This is a genomic window from Hominibacterium faecale (assembly GCF_020734085.1).
Taxonomy (GTDB): Bacteria; Bacillota; Clostridia; order Peptostreptococcales; family Anaerovoracaceae; genus Hominibacterium; species Hominibacterium faecale.
Map to the genome: position 1 here is coordinate 229717 of NZ_JAJAGH010000007.1, position 17854 is coordinate 247570.

Annotated in this window: 11 protein-coding genes and 2 CRISPR repeat arrays; of the genes, 3 read left to right on the forward strand and 8 right to left on the reverse strand. The window is 44.0% G+C overall.

Features of this window, described 5'->3' with window-relative positions:
- The first annotated feature begins 900 nt into the window (after positions 1-900).
- Positions 901-1724: direct repeats of the CRISPR family, unit length 30 nt; unit sequence CTTTATATTCCAATCTGGTACTTATTTAGT.
- Between the two features lie 186 nt (positions 1725-1910).
- Together LG211_RS10720 and LG211_RS10725 are read right to left on the reverse strand one after the other, a co-directional pair.
- The gene (locus LG211_RS10720; RefSeq protein WP_253019976.1) at positions 1911-2309 is read right to left on the reverse strand and encodes a HEPN domain-containing protein; all 399 of its coding nucleotides are present in this window, start codon (positions 2307-2309) and stop codon (positions 1911-1913) included.
- Positions 2302-2640, reverse strand: coding sequence for a nucleotidyltransferase domain-containing protein (locus LG211_RS10725; RefSeq protein WP_253019977.1), 339 nt, complete (start codon positions 2638-2640; stop codon positions 2302-2304). The genes LG211_RS10720 and LG211_RS10725 overlap by 8 nt, the downstream gene beginning before the upstream one ends.
- A gap of 519 nt (positions 2641-3159) precedes the next feature.
- Positions 3160-4773: direct repeats of the CRISPR family, unit length 30 nt; unit sequence ATTTATATTCCAATCTGGTACTTATTTAAT.
- Positions 4774-5690: 917 nt separating this feature from the next.
- Between LG211_RS10725 and LG211_RS10730 the strand changes: the two genes are divergently transcribed.
- On the forward strand, positions 5691-6470 hold the full coding sequence (locus tag LG211_RS10730) for an SDR family NAD(P)-dependent oxidoreductase (protein ID WP_269477491.1): 780 nt from the start codon (positions 5691-5693) through the stop codon (positions 6468-6470).
- A gap of 167 nt (positions 6471-6637) precedes the next feature.
- Positions 6638-7228, forward strand: a complete 591-nt coding sequence (locus LG211_RS10735) for an SOS response-associated peptidase (RefSeq protein ID WP_269477492.1) — start codon at positions 6638-6640, stop codon at positions 7226-7228.
- Between the two features lie 12 nt (positions 7229-7240).
- On the opposite strand, the gene LG211_RS10740 is transcribed toward LG211_RS10735, so the two are convergent.
- The 4 genes from LG211_RS10740 to LG211_RS10755 are packed head-to-tail and all read right to left on the reverse strand — an operon-like array spanning position 7241 to position 13877.
- Positions 7241-8482, reverse strand: coding sequence for an MFS transporter (locus tag LG211_RS10740; RefSeq protein ID WP_269477493.1), 1242 nt, complete (start codon positions 8480-8482; stop codon positions 7241-7243).
- 18 nt (positions 8483-8500) lie between these two features.
- Complete coding sequence (locus LG211_RS10745) at positions 8501-8701, reverse strand: DUF7479 domain-containing protein (protein ID WP_148396280.1); 201 nt, start codon at positions 8699-8701, stop codon at positions 8501-8503.
- Positions 8688-11027 carry a pyridine nucleotide-disulfide oxidoreductase/dicluster-binding protein gene (locus LG211_RS10750; protein WP_417448601.1) on the reverse strand — a complete coding sequence of 780 codons (2340 nt, stop codon included), beginning with the start codon at positions 11025-11027 and terminating at the stop codon, positions 8688-8690. The genes LG211_RS10745 and LG211_RS10750 overlap by 14 nt, the downstream gene beginning before the upstream one ends.
- Before the next feature lie 3 nt (positions 11028-11030).
- Entirely contained in the window at positions 11031-13877 is a 2847-nt protein-coding gene (locus LG211_RS10755) for a molybdopterin-dependent oxidoreductase (RefSeq protein WP_269477495.1), read from the reverse strand.
- Positions 13878-14114: 237 nt separating this feature from the next.
- Here LG211_RS10755 and LG211_RS10760 point away from each other — a divergent pair, with 237 nt between their 5' ends.
- Positions 14115-14984 (forward strand): hypothetical protein, encoded by an 870-nt coding sequence (locus LG211_RS10760; RefSeq protein ID WP_269477496.1) that lies wholly within the window; start codon positions 14115-14117, stop codon positions 14982-14984.
- A gap of 549 nt (positions 14985-15533) precedes the next feature.
- Here LG211_RS10760 and LG211_RS10765 read toward each other — a convergent pair.
- Complete coding sequence (locus LG211_RS10765) at positions 15534-16625, reverse strand: zinc-dependent alcohol dehydrogenase (protein ID WP_269477497.1); 1092 nt, start codon at positions 16623-16625, stop codon at positions 15534-15536.
- A 143-nt stretch (positions 16626-16768) separates the two neighbouring features.
- A complete protein-coding gene (locus tag LG211_RS10770) occupies positions 16769-17635 on the reverse strand; it encodes a LysR family transcriptional regulator (protein WP_269477498.1) in 867 nt (288 codons plus the stop codon).
- Between the last annotated feature and the right edge of the window lie 219 nt (positions 17636-17854).

The window sequence follows — 17854 nt, forward strand, 5'->3', positions numbered from 1 at the left end:
TAATAAAATGGCTGCTATAAGCGTTCACTCCTTTCGAGCAGCGAACCAAGAACTCTTCATTCTCTTTTCAATTAGTAATATAATACATTTTTTCCAATGTGTCAATACATAAACCAGAATTACAGATAAAGTACCTATAATGTAAAATCCAATTGACTTTTTATATATATTTTATATATAATAAACAAGAATCAAGATTGCGCCAACATTGGAATCTAAATGAATTTCAGATTATGTATTTATGAATCTCACCATATTGGGTCGAGCAGAGTTTATTGTTCTCTGCTCTTTGTTTTTTGTCTAGTATATAAAGTTGCCTTTCCAATCAGATACCATGATTTTTATTCTATTTATCCTTTTATGAGACTCTTTTCATAAAGGTAAAAGCAAAATATTATATAGATAATTTATTATATTGAAAAATTGTATTTATTTGTTAAACTTACAGGATATTTTTGTCCAACGCTTCGCATGCTATATAATACTATTTTAGATTTCTATCCTTACTTTCCAATATAGCACTTATTCAATGCATCAAGAAACCCTGCTGATTGTCGAAAAAAGAAGCTCTATATTCCAATTTGGTACTTATTTAGTTCTTTTGAGAGTCTCACGTTCCGAAATATCTTGAAATATTTATATTCCAATCTGGTACTGATTTAGTCTGACCGATGGAACCGTTTATCTCGTTAAACTGACGCATTTATATTCCAATCTGGTACTTATTTAGTTCTATTTTTATACCCGAAAGGGAGAAAGGAATTATTAATTTATATTCCAATCTGGTACTTATTTAGTAACAGCTTGTTACAGCTGAAACCGGATGAACTGGACGGCATGGCTGAGCAGGAGCTTGTATTTAGTAACAGCTTGTTACAGCTGAAACCGGTTGCCCTACACATTTATATTCCAATCTGGTACTTATTTAGTCTACAATTCCGACAATCTTACAGACATAGCCACCTGCCTTTATATTCCAATCTGGTACTTATTTAGTATTGAATGGCAAGCAAATGAAGGTGCAGCCGAATTATCTTTATATTCCAATCTGGTACTTATTTAGTAGTCCTCCCTCAACCATAATAAAGCGATTGTCGAAACTTTATATTCCAATCTGGTACTTATTTAGTCGAATCAAATTTTACCGGATAGAATACGACAAACAACTTTATATTCCAATCTGGTACTTATTTAGTGCAGAACTACAAAAAAAGCTGTTAGAGCTGGAGAATCTTTATATTCCAATCTGGTACTTATTTAGTCCGACCATCACGGTTGACGGTAAACAACACATCTCTTTATATTCCAATCTGGTACTTATTTAGTATTACCTTATTTATCATCATCCTTGCGATTTTGGCGGCTTTATATTCCAATCTGGTACTTATTTAGTCAACATTTCGAGACATGGTTAAAGGCGTAACAAAAACTTTATATTCCAATCTGGTACTTATTTAGTAAAAAATTGAGATCACTTATAAAAGAGGCAGAACACCCTTTATATTCCAATCTGGTACTTATTTAGTGCAAAATTAGGCGGAATTATAAAATAAACTTTGTAGCCTTTATATTCCAATCTGGTACTTATTTAGTTTTTCAACAGTTTTACGGTTTGCCTGCGCTGCTTTCTTTATATTCCAATCTGGTACTTATTTAGTTTACCAAACAGCTTATTTGTCAGTACCCCTCAAGTACTTTATATTCCAATCTGGTACTTATTTAGTCCGCCGCCCTAAAGTCGGCTAATATCAACACTTTTCAACACCTTTTTTGTCGACCTACGATTTTTTACCTTAGTCATCATATTACTGGTGCACGGAAGTTGGTCATTACGGGCCAGGCTCTTTATAACTCAAGCATTGTCGACCCCCGGCCCTTTTTACACGATCACAGGTCGACAGTTTTCACCATTAAAAGATTTCTTCTAAGTACACTTTTACTGCCGTATAAAATTTTTCCGCACCATCGATTTGCTTTTTCGTTTCTTCTCTCGAGGCTATATAAAAATCATCATAATCGCTGGCATTCCTGATTTCATTTGCTTCCATAATGATCTGCGAATACTCCCTCTTAAACTTCCCAGTCTTCACATACTCTCTCTGGAAATATTGAATTACCCCAGAATGCTTTTTAAAGTCAACGCCGTCCAAAGCGATGATCGCGCGCATTGCATAAAAGATCGCATAGTACGCCCTATTATTTCCGCTCTTATAGCTAGCTGCCTCATATAACCGCCTCGCATCCATTATCAATTCTTTGGAACGATCTAACCTATATTTAGCAAGCGTCACAGCCAAATCATCATGCACTTAACCTCACCCCCTCACAATTAATATTTCTGTAATAGGGGAGCACTTCTTTATACCTATCAAAATCATTTCGTGGAATGCAGGAAATACTTACAAGCACGTCAAAATCAAGGCTCAAATCGCTCATCAAATTTACAATTTCCTTACGATATTTCACGGAATCTGTTCTGTTTGTCTTGACAATGAGCGCAATGTCTATATCTGATTCGCTATCAAAATCGCCACGCGCGTATGAACCATATAAAATGATTTCTTCAAGGTCTGAACCAACAATCGTGGTAGCTTCAGTGCATATTATGTTCAGTAACTTTCTTAAATTCTCCGCAGACATAATCTTCTTCTCCTCTGTTTTCCTATATTTTACTTTGTCAAAGGGAATTATGCAATATATGCGTTTAAATATATGGACCATGTCGAACACTCTTCATTTATTTTTGGACCTTGCGGCAACATCAAACTAATTTGTCTGCAAGTTATAATCTTGCAAGCCGAGTACGTTTCACAATACTTAGTGTCATGTTAACACCGCACGTAATGGAGAACATTATAAAACATTCTAACCAGCGAGTCGCAGGCGAACTGCAAGGCAGATTTTATACCAGAAATACCAGCTAACATAGTGAGCGCATAGGTTTCATCGTATAAAATAATATTCAGTTCTGTAGTACATAAGGACACTTGACATAATCCTATATTAATACCGCCTATACAATTTTTTATACATGAGTCTATGATTAATTCAATTATAACAACCCTGTAACTTATCACACCATTCAATCTAAGTTTTGTTCTAACTAAACTAGTACTAGTAAATCACTTTCCCGGCTCCTCAAGCAACTCACGTTGTCCCCTTTATATTCCAATCTGGTACTTATTTAATGCAGCAAGGACTAATTGATCGTGTGACAGATACCGGATTTTATATTCCAATCTGGTACTTATTAATTTATGTCTGCTTGTACTATTCAATATTTTTGCCTTTATTTATATTCCAATCTGGTACTTATTAATTGTACTAGATACGATAAACGGGGTGGTGGTATAAAAACTTTATATTCCAATCTGGTACTTATTAATTGGGGCGTTCTATAAAAATAAGGAACGATATCTTCACATTTATATTCCAATCTGGTACTTATTAATTTCGCATAAGGCGTAGTGGACACCAGGCCCACTCTTCATTTATATTCCAATCTGGTACTTATTTAATTGAATTTTGATTGTAGGGCAATGCAGAAACTTTCAATTTATATTCCAATCTGGTACTTATTTAATCATTTCTGTAAAGGCAGAGTTGCCACACTTTGATTTATTTATATTCCAATCTGGTACTTATTTAATTGATATCGTGCTGGCAGAAATTGAGGTTCATAAGCAAATTTATATTCCAATCTGGTACTTATTTAATGACAGCGGATACCCTTAAGCGTGTGGATGGGGTGGCAATTTATATTCCAATCTGGTACTTATTTAATCAATTTCCGCACTCATTTCTTCCGCCGTATAAGTCTATTTATATTCCAATCTGGTACTTATTTAATCCCATATTCGCTCCGACATGGCCTCTTTTACATCCATTTATATTCCAATCTGGTACTTATTTAATGATCTCATTCAGCGTCCCAAGACAGCACCCATTGATAATTTATATTCCAATCTGGTACTTATTTAATGTGCAGTGCTTTTTTTCAGAGGACAACGAGATTAAAAATTTATATTCCAATCTGGTACTTATTTAATTTTTCTGTTCGCCGCCCCAGGCAATCGCCAAGCCGTATTTATATTCCAATCTGGTACTTATTTAATCGGGGAGCGGTGGCAAGCCCGCCCTCCTTATTATGATTTATATTCCAATCTGGTACTTATTTAATAGAGCACGATATTCGCTTATACTATAACCCTTACTTATTTATATTCCAATCTGGTACTTATTTAATGGCGAAGCCACAACCGAAAGTGTAAAAGAAACTACTGATTTATATTCCAATCTGGTACTTATTTAATTCTTCTTTCTTACTCTTCTTTTAAAATAATTTCTTCATTTATATTCCAATCTGGTACTTATTTAATTCGTGTTCAGGTATTGATCTTCCAAAGCTTTGACCGATTTATATTCCAATCTGGTACTTATTTAATTTAAAGCGCTCTTGATCACCATCAGGCCTCCGCCAAATTTATATTCCAATCTGGTACTTATTTAATATTGGGTATAAAGATCATCGACGCTTCAAAACGTCATTTATATTCCAATCTGGTACTTATTTAATATATAATTGGATCACGAACGCCCTCTTTTAAAATGCATTTATATTCCAATCTGGTACTTATTTAATTCCGAGCCAAAGAATCAGATGCAAAAATCTACCTGCATTTATATTCCAATCTGGTACTTATTTAATAAGCGATGCAGCTTCTACACTTCCTGACGATGAGAATTTATATTCCAATCTGGTACTTATTTAATCCGCCGCCCTAAAGTCGGCTATTACCAACGCTTTTCATCACCTTTTTTGTCGACCTATGTTTTAACACCTCAAATGTCGCATTATTAGCTGCACGAAAGTTGTTTATTACATATCTAGCTCTTTTTAATTCAAGCATTGTCGACCCCCGGCCCTTTTTACACGATCGCAGGTCGACAATCCCGCCATCAAAACAAATCTTCCAAGTATACTTTTACATCCCACAAAAATTTCCCAAACCATCAATGCCAGCAATTAGTCTCGCCTTTCTTCTCTTGAAGCTATGAAAAAAATCATGCCTTGCTCTCACCCTCTCACACTCTCTCACAATTTATCTTTTTCTTTCAAAAATGCGCATTATGTCTAATGATTTGCTAAAACTTTCACCTGTATCTTCCCCTCAAGTTCAATTTTATATATTTTACTTTTTAAATATATATGAGTCAAGCCCACCATCGCGCAAAAGCAACATACAACTATTCACAGCCGCTGACTAAACTTTTCAATTATAGTTCAATTATGCGCCGGCAAAATGCCTCATCCTCACCACCTTCAACGCCCTTTTCATTAAAACCCCGGATCATTTCAAAAAAGCACCGTCCATTCCACACTACTCCTGCTTCTTTTAGTATCCGTTTTGTGCATCATCTCCTCAGAGCAAATTATAATGCATTGCTTGTTTTAACCCTTTGATGTGTTGAAGAGTAAAAAAATTCAGACCTGGATGGAAGAGGATCATCAGCAGAGTCGGGATCAACGGGGATTCCTGCACAAACCTCATTATGGGAAGCATCCGTAGTATTTCTATGTCAATTTGGTTGAACAGGGAGACGGACAATGGAGTTTTCTTGCTTCAGAAGCTTGATCTTTCTACGCAAAGCCCCTTATAATGTCAGTTAAAAGGAAGGAGCTGAATAAATTGAACAGACTAGAAGGAAAAACAGCCTTAATTACAGGCGCGACAAAAGGAATCGGAAAAGTAACAGCAGAGCTTTTCGCATCAGAAGGCGCAAAGGTCGTTCTGTGCGGGAGAAATGAAAATGACGGAAGCAATTTGGCGGCTGGGCTGAACAGCAGGTTTCCCGGCTCAGCAGCATTTTGCAGATTGGACGTGACAGACCGAAAAAGCTGGGAGCGCACTATCGCTTTCACAAAAGAAACATTCGGTGAATTGAATATTGTGATTAACAACGCAGGCATCAGTTTTCGCGAAAATTTAGGGGAAATCACCGATGAAACATGGAACAAAATGATCGCCACCAATCAGACCGGCGTATATTACGGCATGCAGTTTGGAATTGCAGCCATCGCAGAAAACGGTAAGCCAGGAGCAATCGTAAGTACCGCTTCTGTTGATGGCGTCGTAGGAGACAGCAACTTCTTCGGCTACAGCGCCACCAAGGCCGCGGTACAGTCCATGACCCGCTGTGCTGCTTTATACTGCGGAGAGCAAGGCTTTCAAATCCGCGTCAATGCCGTTGCTCCCGGATATATTCTTACTGAAATGGCAGAGGATGATGCCCGTCAAAACGGGCAGACTATAGATGAATATTGTTCAGAGTTCGCAAAGCTCCATCCGATTGGACGAATGGGCCAAGCCACTGAAGTTGCGGAAGCCTATTTGTTCCTGGCATCTGATGCGGCTTCTTTCATCACTGGTACAACCCTCATGGTCGATGGCGGATATGTGGCAAAATGACGATAGCTTTCTCAAACTAATGAGACTTTCTTATTGTGTTAGTTTACATAACAAGAAAAAGAACCGTCAGATTATCTTAATTCCTGATAAAAAAATCGTTTTAGGATAGTTGCTCCTAGCATGGTGATTGAATCGCCCGCCTGTGGAGAAAAGAAAGGAAAGAATTTATGTGCGGAAGATATACCTTTTATACAAGTGAAGAATATCGGGAAATGAACCGGGTGGTCAGAATGATCGAAGAAAAATACGGCAAAGGTTCCTGCCCGTCCGGCGACATTTACCCTGATAACCGAGTGCCGATTTTGGTGGGCCAGGGCCAAAAAATTGATGCGGATTTACTCGCCTGGGGATTTCCGCGCTGGGATGGAAAAGGTCTGATTATCAATGCCCGCAGCGAAACGGCAGCAGAAAAAAAGACGTTTGCCTATCCCCTGAAAAGCAAAAGATGCATCATCCCTTCCACCGGATTTTACGAATGGAAGAAACAAGAAACCGGCAAAGGCAAGGATAAATATTATTTTACATTGCCCGGGAAAAATTCGGTATATATGGCTGGCCTATTCAACGCGTATGAGGACCAGCTAAGGTTTGTCATTTTGACAACCGGGGCCAATGCGTCTATGGCGCCCATTCACCACCGCATGCCGCTGATCCTCGAAAATCACGAGTTAAAGGACTGGCTGTTCGATGACCAATTTGCCGCCGGCCGCGTTCTCAAAGCCTCGCCGCTGTTGGAATCCAGATTTCTTGAAGCGTAGCCGGGCACAATCTTATATCTTCGCAGCCAGCCGATAAGCAGTCTGGAGCAGAATAAAGGCCAGGATCGTCAGTGCGGCCAAGGCGATATACGCCGGAACATAGCTGCCTGTAAGATCGGCGATCAGGCCCATACCAAAGCTGCAGACTACCCCGCTTGCGCCATAGATCACATAGCTGTACCGCACCACATCGCCGTATGTTTCTTTTGTGGACAAATCCAGAGCATAAGCGGAGATGCCGGTTGTCGCCAGAACGCCTCCAAGGCCGTAAATCAGCATGGTAGCTATGTGAAGCCCAAAGTTGGGATTTGCTGCCATTGCAGCCATAATCATGGATATGAAGGTGAATCCAAAAAAGACAAAAGCTGTCTTTCTGGCAGAAAAAAGATCGATCAGCTGTCCGCACAGGACTTTTCCCAAGAGCAGTGAACACCCGGCCAGGGACATCAAAAGGGCGATTGATTGGGCATCCCATCCCGATGTTGAATAAAGCACACTGAAATGATTATATGCAGTGTAATTCATGGCGCCGATCAAAAACGTGACGACAAACATCAAGGCCAGGCTGACTTTATTGGGAGCATATTGTTCCAAATGTTTTACCCTTTTCTTTTCCTTTTTTTCTTCAAGTTCTTCACTGCCGCCAAGAGGCAATAGACCTAAATCTTCCGGTTTATCCCGCAGGATAGCATAAGCCAGCGCTGCCATAATCAGGACAAAGATGCCCTCACATAAAAAAGCGGTTCGCAGGGAGAATCGCAGAATCAGATAGGTAGCGATGGGCGGAACGAGCATGGCTGCAAAGCCCGATGCCGCAAAACTGATGCTCATAGCGAGCATACGATGCCGGTTGAACCAAGCCACCAGAATCATAGAAACCGGAATCGAACCGGCAAATCCATAACAAGCCCCGGTAAATACGGCTGCCACGCAGCCCATAGCAAAGGTATCTGCAAAAGCAAAAACACCAAAACCAATCGCGCCCAGAAGAACGCCCAGAGTCATGCCCATCCGCAGCGATAGTTTTTTGTAGTACGCCCCGCAAAAAAACATCGTAACCAGGCCAACGAAAGTCCTTACCGAGACAATCGTTGAATTCTGGACATTGGTAAGGCCCCACTGGTCGATCATAAAGGGCGCATGTACGGAAAAAGTTCCCGGCGTCATGCCGATGCTGGTAAAAAACACCATCGCACATGCGGCGCAGACCGCCCAAGGATATTTACTTTCTTTCGCAGCACTGGTTTTGTTCATTTTTTTGATTCTCCTAACTTATTTTTCTTCAAAATTTTTCTCCAGCTCCTTGACCTTCTCGTTCACCAGTTCTTCCGAAAGATAGACCTGCCCGCAGACCGGGCACACCGGAACCTGGTGGTTAAAGGTAAAGCGCATATACTGAAAATCCGTCTTTTTCAGGACTAACTCGACTTTGCATTTTCCGCAAAAGATTCGTTCCTTTTTACTCTCCGTCATTTTGTTCTCCCTTCAGCTTTACACGGTGAAAATACACGCTGCTGATTTGGTAAACATCGTCACCCAGGGCCTTATATCTGACCCAGATGGTGATGAATCCCGTCTGTTTGTGCGCGATATGTTCCTTTGTATCCCCATCGTATAGATAAAGGCTGTTTTCTTCCGCATAACCAATCACCTGCTGAATATCGTCTTCAAGCAAAAGCTGTTTGTTGATACTGCGTTTTGTTTCTTCACCCATCCTCAGACTGATCGTCTCATAAGCCATGCTTTCCTCCATTCTTTCTATATGCAAGTATTTTTTCTGAAGGCGGTATTTCAAGCTCATACGATTTTGGCGGCGGCCGGTCAAGTCGGGCACCTGCTGCTGCGGCTGTATCTCGAAGGCCAGATCAAAGATAAAGCGAGCGTCTTTTTTGCTTAATCGAAAGCTATCCATGCAGTTGGTACAGTAAGTGACAAAGGGGCAGCTTTCCTGCTGGCTGTTTTCAGCAATCACGTTCTCCACCAACTGAGGATTTGTGGAATAAACAAGACCGCCGTATCCGCAGCACTGAGCATGTTCCTTATTCTTGCTCAATTCGATTCCCTCGTAACCTGCCAAAGAAACGATTTTACGGATATCCTGCAGCAGCTGGTCATCTTTTCTGGCTGCGCAGGAATCGAAGATGGCGAATTTCTGGTTCCTGGGTTCCTTTTGCTCCATGTTTCCAGCCAGCAGCGACCATAAGGAAACTACCTCAATCTCCGGGAAATGAGCCTGAAACTGTTCCATACAGGTAGGGCAGGACAAAATAAAGGCCGGCTTTCCCCATTCAAGCCATTTGCTGCGAATTTCCTGTGTTTCCTCTGTATATAAAACTTCATTGCCGCACCAATATGCCGGTGCGCAGCAGCAGCGGTTCCACAATGCCACCTGATCCCCATAAAGCTGCCGCAGCCAATCATAAGAATGCTCCACGTATTCGGGATAAGATGCTCCCATCTGACAGCCGGGGAAATAAACATACCTGCTGCTCCCTGCGGCCGGAATCAGAAGCTCTGCTTGATCGTTGGCATGACGCATATCCATCAGCCAGAAATGATAGTGAGCCTGGGGAAGAATTTTCTTCTTATGAATCATTCGCCTGGAAGAAAGGCAGAGTCTCCTGGTGTCGATGTTTACCGGACACACCTGTTCGCATGCGCCGCATTGCAGGCAGGACATCAACGGGTAAAGTCCCCGCTTTCTGTCAATCTCCTGGGCTTCCACCGTATCCAGAACCGCCGAAGCCAGCTGCTTATAGTCTTCATGATAATGCTGCATCATCGGGCAGACATCGGAGCAAAGGCTGCACTGGCACTGGATGCACCGCTCCGCCTCCGCCATAGCCTCATCCCGTGTCCAATGGGCTTCATCGGCCGGAAGGGTCCTCGCTTTTTTCTCAAGGCCGGCTGGATCAGGCGCATATGGTTCTGCGCTTTTAGATGTTTGCGTCATGAACACCTTATGAATTTTCACGTATTCTTCAATTTGATAGGACAACTGATTGCCTTGATGAATATTCTCAAGTGGGGATCCTTCCTGTTTTATCTTGAATACTTTGCTGTCCCTCAAGGTTTCACTGTTGATTCCGTAATCCTCCTCAGATAAAAGAATCGCGTCATATTCAGGCAGCATTTGGGAAGGGATCTCCGATGTGCGCCAGAGTACATGAATATACTTTTCCTCCAGGATTTCATTCAAATCTTCCTCCAGAACCTGTGGGGGCAAAACCTCATGATCCAGGTCCCACAAGGACCCGCCCAGCTGATTGCCCTTTACCGCCAGATCCACCGGATAGCCCCGGCGAGCCAGCTTAACGGCGCAGACCAGTTCCCCTATCTCACCGCCACAGATCAAGATCCTTTCTTTCTTTTCGCGGATATAATAGGTTTTTTTCGGCTGTCCATGTGCCTGCTGCCAACAAAAACGTTCGAGACCTTTCAAAGATACCGCTTCGTCGATCTCTTTTCGCACGCAATCGTTTTTGCAAGGCTCCCCGCAAATGTGGCAGACGACCCCCGGCAGCACCGCAGACTGGCTAAAGGTTTTATACGCCGCCGATATCAATCCGCTGCGAAATTTTTTGATGAAATCCCGTACATCCATCCCCAGTGGACAGGCATGGGAGCATGGAGCTGGTGAATCCCTGAGACATTTTTTCTTTCCGTCCTCAATGAGTTGGTAAAAATCCATATGTACCTCCGTAAAACTTGCTTTCGCACGGCATCCCAGAACACAAATACACTGCTGCGCAAAGCAGTTCGCGCAGCAGCTCTTTCTTAATTCCGCAGCCAGCCGCAATCCTTAGTGATGTACGACAGCTCCTTTATATTCGATTCTCGGATGAGCCTTGATATAGTCCAGATATTCATGGAAGTCCTTTCCAAAGAAGAATGGCTCCTGTTCCTTGTAAGTACCATTTGCCTTTGCTTCCATTGCCGCCTTGACTTTATCCGGTGTAGCCGGCAGCATGCCGATCCGCACGCCCACTGCCGCATATAATGCATTTAAGACTGCTACATGGCCCGCTGACTGATATCCTTCCGATATTCCCGTACCGCCAAAGGCCGCATAGTCTCTGACTGTCTCCAGGTTGGTGAGGGTGAAGTTCTCTCCATCAGGAATATCTTTAATGAAGGGGAATCCCGAGCCAATCAGGTTGTTATGTTTTTTAAAGTCATAATAATTTTCGCTCAGCGCATAACCGATGGAATGCATCATACCGCCGAAAGCCTGACCTTCCAGGGACAGCCAGTTGGTCACCTTGCCCACATCGGATACGCAGTGCATGGCGATGACTTTCGTCTTACCGGTGGCAGCATCCACTTCCACTTCGCAAACAAATCCTGCGTAACTCTGGTCAGGCGGGAATTTGCCGAAGCCGTCGTTTTCGTTGAGCTTTTCGTTAACCGGCTGGGTAAAGGCACCTACAAATCTTGTTGGTAGACCCTCCGCCACCATCTCATCATACGTCCTATAGGTGCCATCTTCCTTGCGCATAGCGTCCAGCATCTTTTTGGCGCCGTCGTCCGTGGCCTGTCCGGTCATGAGATTACACCGGCTGGCCGCCGCACGCCCCGTATCCGGGCAAGTGTCCGTGTCGCTCATGACAATATGAATTTGTTCCGGTTTGAGACCTAACGGCTTTAAGGCTTCGTGGGTATAAGCAAGACATCCCACGTCCGCGCCCTGCCCCATATCTTCCCAAGTGCTGTAATGGGTCACCGTACCGTCCGGGTTCAGCTCCAGAGCGATTTCCGCATGGTCGCCGCTGTTGGAGATATTAAAGGAACCAAAGGCCACGCCGGCACCGTATTTCTTTTCCTCGGTGGTATTTTCCGCCGCATGCTTTTTGAGCTTTTCATAGATCGGTTTCATTTCCTTGAAAATTCCTTCTGCAACATATACGGTCGGCTTTTCGCCGTAGATGGCGGTATCGCCCTCCTGCCATACGTTGAGCAGCCGGAAGTCCATCGGGTCCATGCCCATTTTTTCCGCCAGCATATCCATAGCCTGTTCCTGACCGGTGTACATATTGGCGGCTGCCGGACATCGGTAAGCCGTATTGAACGGGGTATTGGAGAAGGTCGTTCTCGAAAGAACTCTGGCACTCGGTGTTGTATATGGAGTCATGAAATATTTTGTCGGCACTAAAGCGCCGCTGTTGGCTGCTTCAGAATAACATCCATTATCGTAGAGGATATCCAGCTCCGCTGCGGTGATTTTTCCCTTTTCGTCGCAGCCGATCCGTACATTCTGATAAGTAGGCGGCCTTTTTCCGGTAAACGCCTGATGCTCTTCATAGCTGAAGGTCAGGGTACAGGGGCTGCCGGTCAAAAGTGATGCCAACCCTACCAGAGCAATGGTTCCCGGCGAGAAAGCGTACCCGAAGGAGCCGCCGGACGGGTTTAAGATCAGGCGTATGTTTTCCGGATCGATTCCCAGACCCGAAGCGATAAACCCTTTCTGCATGTATAAGGCGTGGGTTTTGAACATGATCGTCAGCCTGCCGTCTCCGTCGATATAAGCATTTGCAGTATCCGGTTCAATGGGCATATGAGGCTGGGTCTGGTTTCTTACGCTCAGCTCAACCTGATGCGCGGATTTGGGAAGTGTCTGCCTGGTGTCTTCTCCGTGGAATCTGGCTTTTCTCAGGAATTCATTGGGCATTCCCGGATGGATTTCCAGCGCATCCTCCGCAACCGCATCCAGTGCGTCCAAATATTCGGGCAGCTGTTCATATTCTGCGGTAACCAGCTTTGCCGCATCCCTAGCATGTCTTCTGGTGTCCGCAACCACCAGTGCGATTACATCGCCGCGGCGAAATACCTTTTCATCACAGATAATCGGCCGTTCGGATCCTCCGCCGTCCGCCCAGCTGGTTCCGATTGGAAATACGATTCGATTGGTACCTGGTACGTCTTTTGCCGTAATGACTTTGACGACGCCTTCTGCCTTTTCCGCTGCCGCCGTATCGACGCTCTTTAAAAGCCCGTGGGAGATGGTCGGCATAACCGGCGCCAGATGGAGCATGTCAGGGACCTTCAGCGAAATATCGTCGCCGTAATCAGTTGTTCCCAGAACCTTGCCCAATGCAGTAGGCTTTGGATAGCGGGTATCGAATACCTGATCTTCCGGAATCATATTGTACAAATCATCCATCGTCTTTTCGCCCCGCATAACTTCCGCCGCTGCCATAACACCATCTACCAAAGGCTTGTAGCCGGTGCACCTGCAGGCGTTTCTGTTTTTCTGGAACCAGTCTCGCACTTCTTCTCTGGTGGGAGAAGGGTTTGTTTCCAGCAATGCTTTTGCTGATAGGATGAACCCCGGCGAACAGAAGCCGCACTGGACGCCTCCGTATACGATCCACGCCAGCTGCAGGGGATGCAGATTGTTTGCTGTCCCAATACCCTCTATGGTTTCAACCCGGCTATATTCCGGCACCCGCTTGATATTTAAGGTGCAGGACCTGGTCAGTTTGCCGTTCAGGATTACATTGCAGGCGCCGCACTGCCCTTTTCCGCACCCGACTTTTGTCCCCGTCAACCCCAGATTGCGAAGAACGTCCGCCAGCGTATCCTTTTCCATATCACAGATCAAGGATCGTTCGGCACCGTTAATGGTCAATACAATACGATTCATTCCCATTGTTTTTCCTCCATTTCTGAATCTTATTTTCTTCAAACATTCAATCATTGTTCTTTTGATGTATTTAGCTTACCATAGGCCCATTTGTCAGAGAAGTCTGAATAAATGATACCCGCTATCGAAAAACATGCTACGTCATCTCGTATCAAAAACTCCAAATTCGCTATCATATTCTCCCTTTTCCTTTTGTGGCGCCGGGGCTTTATAATAGTGGCAGAAAAGGTAGAGGTGAATACGATGAGAGAAACCATATCAGCTGAAAAATTTTACTATGATCTGCAAAACTCCAGAGTACGGGAGCACGCCTTCAATCAGTGGGAGGAATATCGGAAACAGGTGACAAACCTGCTGATTACTGCTTGCGACCAGGGTAAGACGCTGGCCATCTTCGGAGCCGGTCGCGGAAATGACATGGATTTGTCCCGGCTGGCCGGCCATTTCCGGGAGATAACCTTGATCGATCTCAATGAAAACGCTATGCAATCCGCCGTCAGGCAGTATAGTCTTGAAGGACATCCTGCCATTAAACTGGAACAGCAGGATTTTGTGGGCATCACGGATGAGGATTATATCCAGTATCTATCAGTTATGGGAAGGGAATATCTGCAAATGGGTTATGTCCTCAATGACCCTGTTTCCCAAACGTTTACGGAGCTGGAACGCCTGTATGAAAAGGCAGGAAAGCACCGTCCGGATTTTGGAAGAAAGCGCTATGATTACTCCCTTGTGTTGAACGTTCATAGCCAGCTCAACGATACGGCGGACTGGATCCGGACCCATATGATGTCTTTGCTGGGTGAACCGGTCGATTACCATAATCGGACAGCCGTCAGGATTTTGGAAGAAACGGCGCTAATTGTGAAAAAATTCAATGAAGCTGTCTTAGCGGCAACTGGAGAAACCACTTTTATCGGCTATGAAATTGGAATCCAGGGGCAGCCCGGAGACGGAATCCAAGGCGCGCTGCAGACCCATCAGGATTTGCGAAAAAGAGAAAAATGCGGCCAGATCCGGCTAAAGCAGCAGGATCTTCTCACATGGCCTTATGACAGAAAGCAGAAGATCGTGTTTACCGTACTGCTGGAGACCCTTTCTGTTTTACTGTAGCAAACAAACGCCTCCTCAGGCCACATATGACAGAACGATTTCTTCCCATTGAACATTGAATCAGACTAAGCAAAAGGTATTTTTTTACTGTAATATATTGTAATTTAAAGTGGCATGTCTTATAATGAATCTGGCAGGAAACGGCGGCGAAAGCGGTTAGCCTTCAGAAGAAGGAAAGTTACCCGAACTGCATGAGAATCCACTCTGTGGAAATCTTGGAAGGGAGGGCGAAGTTTATGTCGGATTTTGAAATCTTGTCACTAATGCTCGTTTTTGTGGGTATTGTGGTAGGTATTTTGATCGAATACATAAAAAAATAACCGCCTCTCGCAGCAAGTCGGTTATTTTTTAACTGAAAACAGCTGACCGTTGACATCGGTCCCGCCTTTCTTGCTTTCATTATACAAAAACGGTAAACGGAATACAAGATAAATTTTAAGGAACATCACATGTCACTACGTTGGTGTTTGGATAAAAGGTAAGCCGGACACCGCACGAAAGCAAATGTTCAGAGTGCATTGCGATGCCCCTCATTTCATGCCAGCAGGTTTATTTGTTTGGCTCAATAACAACCTTGATCGGGAATTCGCCTTCGACCCAGCCGCCAGTAACTCTTACTGCATGTTCCGCTTCGTCGAGGGTGTATTTATGTGTTACCAAATCCTCCAGCGGGTATTTTTTACTGTTGATGATATCGATGGCTTTTTTAACAGAGCCCATATGATGGGTATGCGCTCCCTTAATATGCAGTTCACCGAAAACAACCGTGTCAAAATCGATAGGGGTTTTCTTCCCTCCGTAAAGCCCCGGTGTAACAATGGTCGCGCCTTTCTTTACAAACTCCGTGGACTGTTCCAGAGCCTCCGGGTTACCACTGCAGTCAAAAGCGATGTCGCACAGCGCGCCGCCTGTATATTCTCTTACTTTAGCCACAACATCCTCTTTATCTACATTGATAATGTGGTCAGCCCCCAGACGTTTTGCCATCTTAAAGCGCTCCTGGTCGCGGTCTTTACCGGTGACGATGACCTTCTTGGCACCGCCTTCTCTGGCGACGACAATTCCGCCAAGTCCCTGCTGCCCCGGCCCCATAATTACGACTGTATCATCCAGAGTAAGACCACCGATCATCTGCAGCCAGTTGACGGAATCTCCCAGAACTGCACAGGTCAGTACTGCAGCCTCCGCCGGAACATCTTCATTGATTTTATGTAAAATCGCCCGTTCCGGAAGATATAAATATTCGCTGTAAGCGCCCCATAAATACGGCGGCTCTGTGCATGGTATCCTGAATCCATAGCCAAGTCCATCCACACAGCGGTTATACTTGCCCTGTATGCAGGGTTCACAGACACCGCATCCAAAACGAGTCTCAACGACCACTCGGTCGCCTTTCTTGCATCCGCTGATCTTTGCTTTGTACTCGCCGATCTCTTCGATGGTTCCCACCATCTCGTGTCCCATAATCAGCGGAAAAGCGTTGGTGTTGGTCCCCTCATACATATGGGGATCTGATCCGCATACGCCTACCATCTCCACTTTTAATAGTGCATCGTTATCTTTAATTTCAGGAATTGGAAATTCTTGAATCTCCATTTCTCCCACTGCTTTTAATACTGCTGCTCTGCAAGTTTTACTCATAATATACATCCTCCTCGTGATTCATCCATCGAAACTTTAAATTAAAATCCATTGTTTTGATAGATTTACCTTACCATAGAACATCCGCGCAAAGAAGTCTGAAAACATGATACCAGCTATCAAAACATCCTATATTGAGACCATTACTGTGCTTCCTTCAAGTATGGCAGGAAAGCTTTGATCAAGGGTGAATTCATCTTTTCATGCTTTGCCAGGACGCCCAATTCTTTTGTCAGCGGCGGATCCAGCGGCCGCATGGTAACGGTTTGGGGGCATTCCTTTAAATAGAGACTGGAAAGAAACGCAACTCCCAGCCCTTCACTGACCATATGCAGCAAAGCCGATCCATCGCTGGACTCCACTTTGATTTTATAGGGATTTTCCCGCTCCAACAGCTTTTCGATTTGGTTGCTGACCTGATTGTAAGAAGAAAACAGCAGCGGATAATCTTTGAGGGCCTCAAAGGTAATCGATTCCTCTTCCCCAATATCAAACGCCTGGGGGATCGCTGAATAAATTTCATATTCCATCAGCGGAATCCATGCTGCATCCTTCACTAATCCGGCCTCACCGATCGCCAGATCAATATCATCCTCTGACAAAAGTTTGGGAAGTTCCTGACCTGTGGCCACTCGAATTGTAATATCGTTGTCCGGATGATCATCTAAAAACGTTTTGATCACGCCCGGCAGGCCGTCGCAGGCATAGATGGGATAGGTACCGATTCTTAATTTCCTGGTACCTTCCCTTTGGATTTCATGGATCTTGTCGATAAGGTCGCCTTCACTTTCATAGATTTGTCTGATATACGGCTCCAAAGCGATGCCTTCTTCTGTCAGACATACACCCTTTGAGGTTCGGTTGAGGAGCTTTAAACCTCCCAGTTCATTTTCAAGTGAATTCATCAAATAGATCAGTCCTGACTGAGTATAGTTCAATTTTTCTGCGGTCTTTTTCAGACTGCCCATTTTAACTGCTTCTAAAAAAACCGCGATCTTTTTCGTATCCATATTATCCACCTCACATATAATCTGTACGAACGATTATTAACCTAGAGGGCTGGGTCGCCCGACATCTTTAACTTGTCTTAATATTACAACAAATTATTTATAATAACAAATACCTATAATATATATTATACTATGTTTAACAGGCATATCTATTGCAGCAGCTTTAAACCCGGCCGGTTACGGCTTAATCGCTCAGTGAAAAGGCCATGAAATTGCGTA

Excerpts from the sequence above, each read along its gene's own strand:
- LG211_RS10725 (WP_253019977.1), bottom strand. The coding sequence starts at position 2,640 with ATGTCTGCGGAGAATTTAAGAAAGTTACTGAACATAATATGCACTGAA.
- LG211_RS10735 (WP_269477492.1), top strand. The coding sequence starts at position 6,638 with ATGTGCGGAAGATATACCTTTTATACAAGTGAAGAATATCGGGAAATG.
- LG211_RS10740 (WP_269477493.1), bottom strand. The coding sequence starts at position 8,482 with ATGAACAAAACCAGTGCTGCGAAAGAAAGTAAATATCCTTGGGCGGTC.
- LG211_RS10745 (WP_148396280.1), bottom strand. The coding sequence starts at position 8,701 with ATGACGGAGAGTAAAAAGGAACGAATCTTTTGCGGAAAATGCAAAGTC.
- LG211_RS10755 (WP_269477495.1), bottom strand. The coding sequence starts at position 13,877 with ATGGGAATGAATCGTATTGTATTGACCATTAACGGTGCCGAACGATCC.
- LG211_RS10760 (WP_269477496.1), top strand. The coding sequence starts at position 14,115 with ATGAGAGAAACCATATCAGCTGAAAAATTTTACTATGATCTGCAAAAC.
- LG211_RS10765 (WP_269477497.1), bottom strand. The coding sequence starts at position 16,625 with ATGAGTAAAACTTGCAGAGCAGCAGTATTAAAAGCAGTGGGAGAAATG.
- LG211_RS10770 (WP_269477498.1), bottom strand. The coding sequence starts at position 17,635 with ATGGATACGAAAAAGATCGCGGTTTTTTTAGAAGCAGTTAAAATGGGC.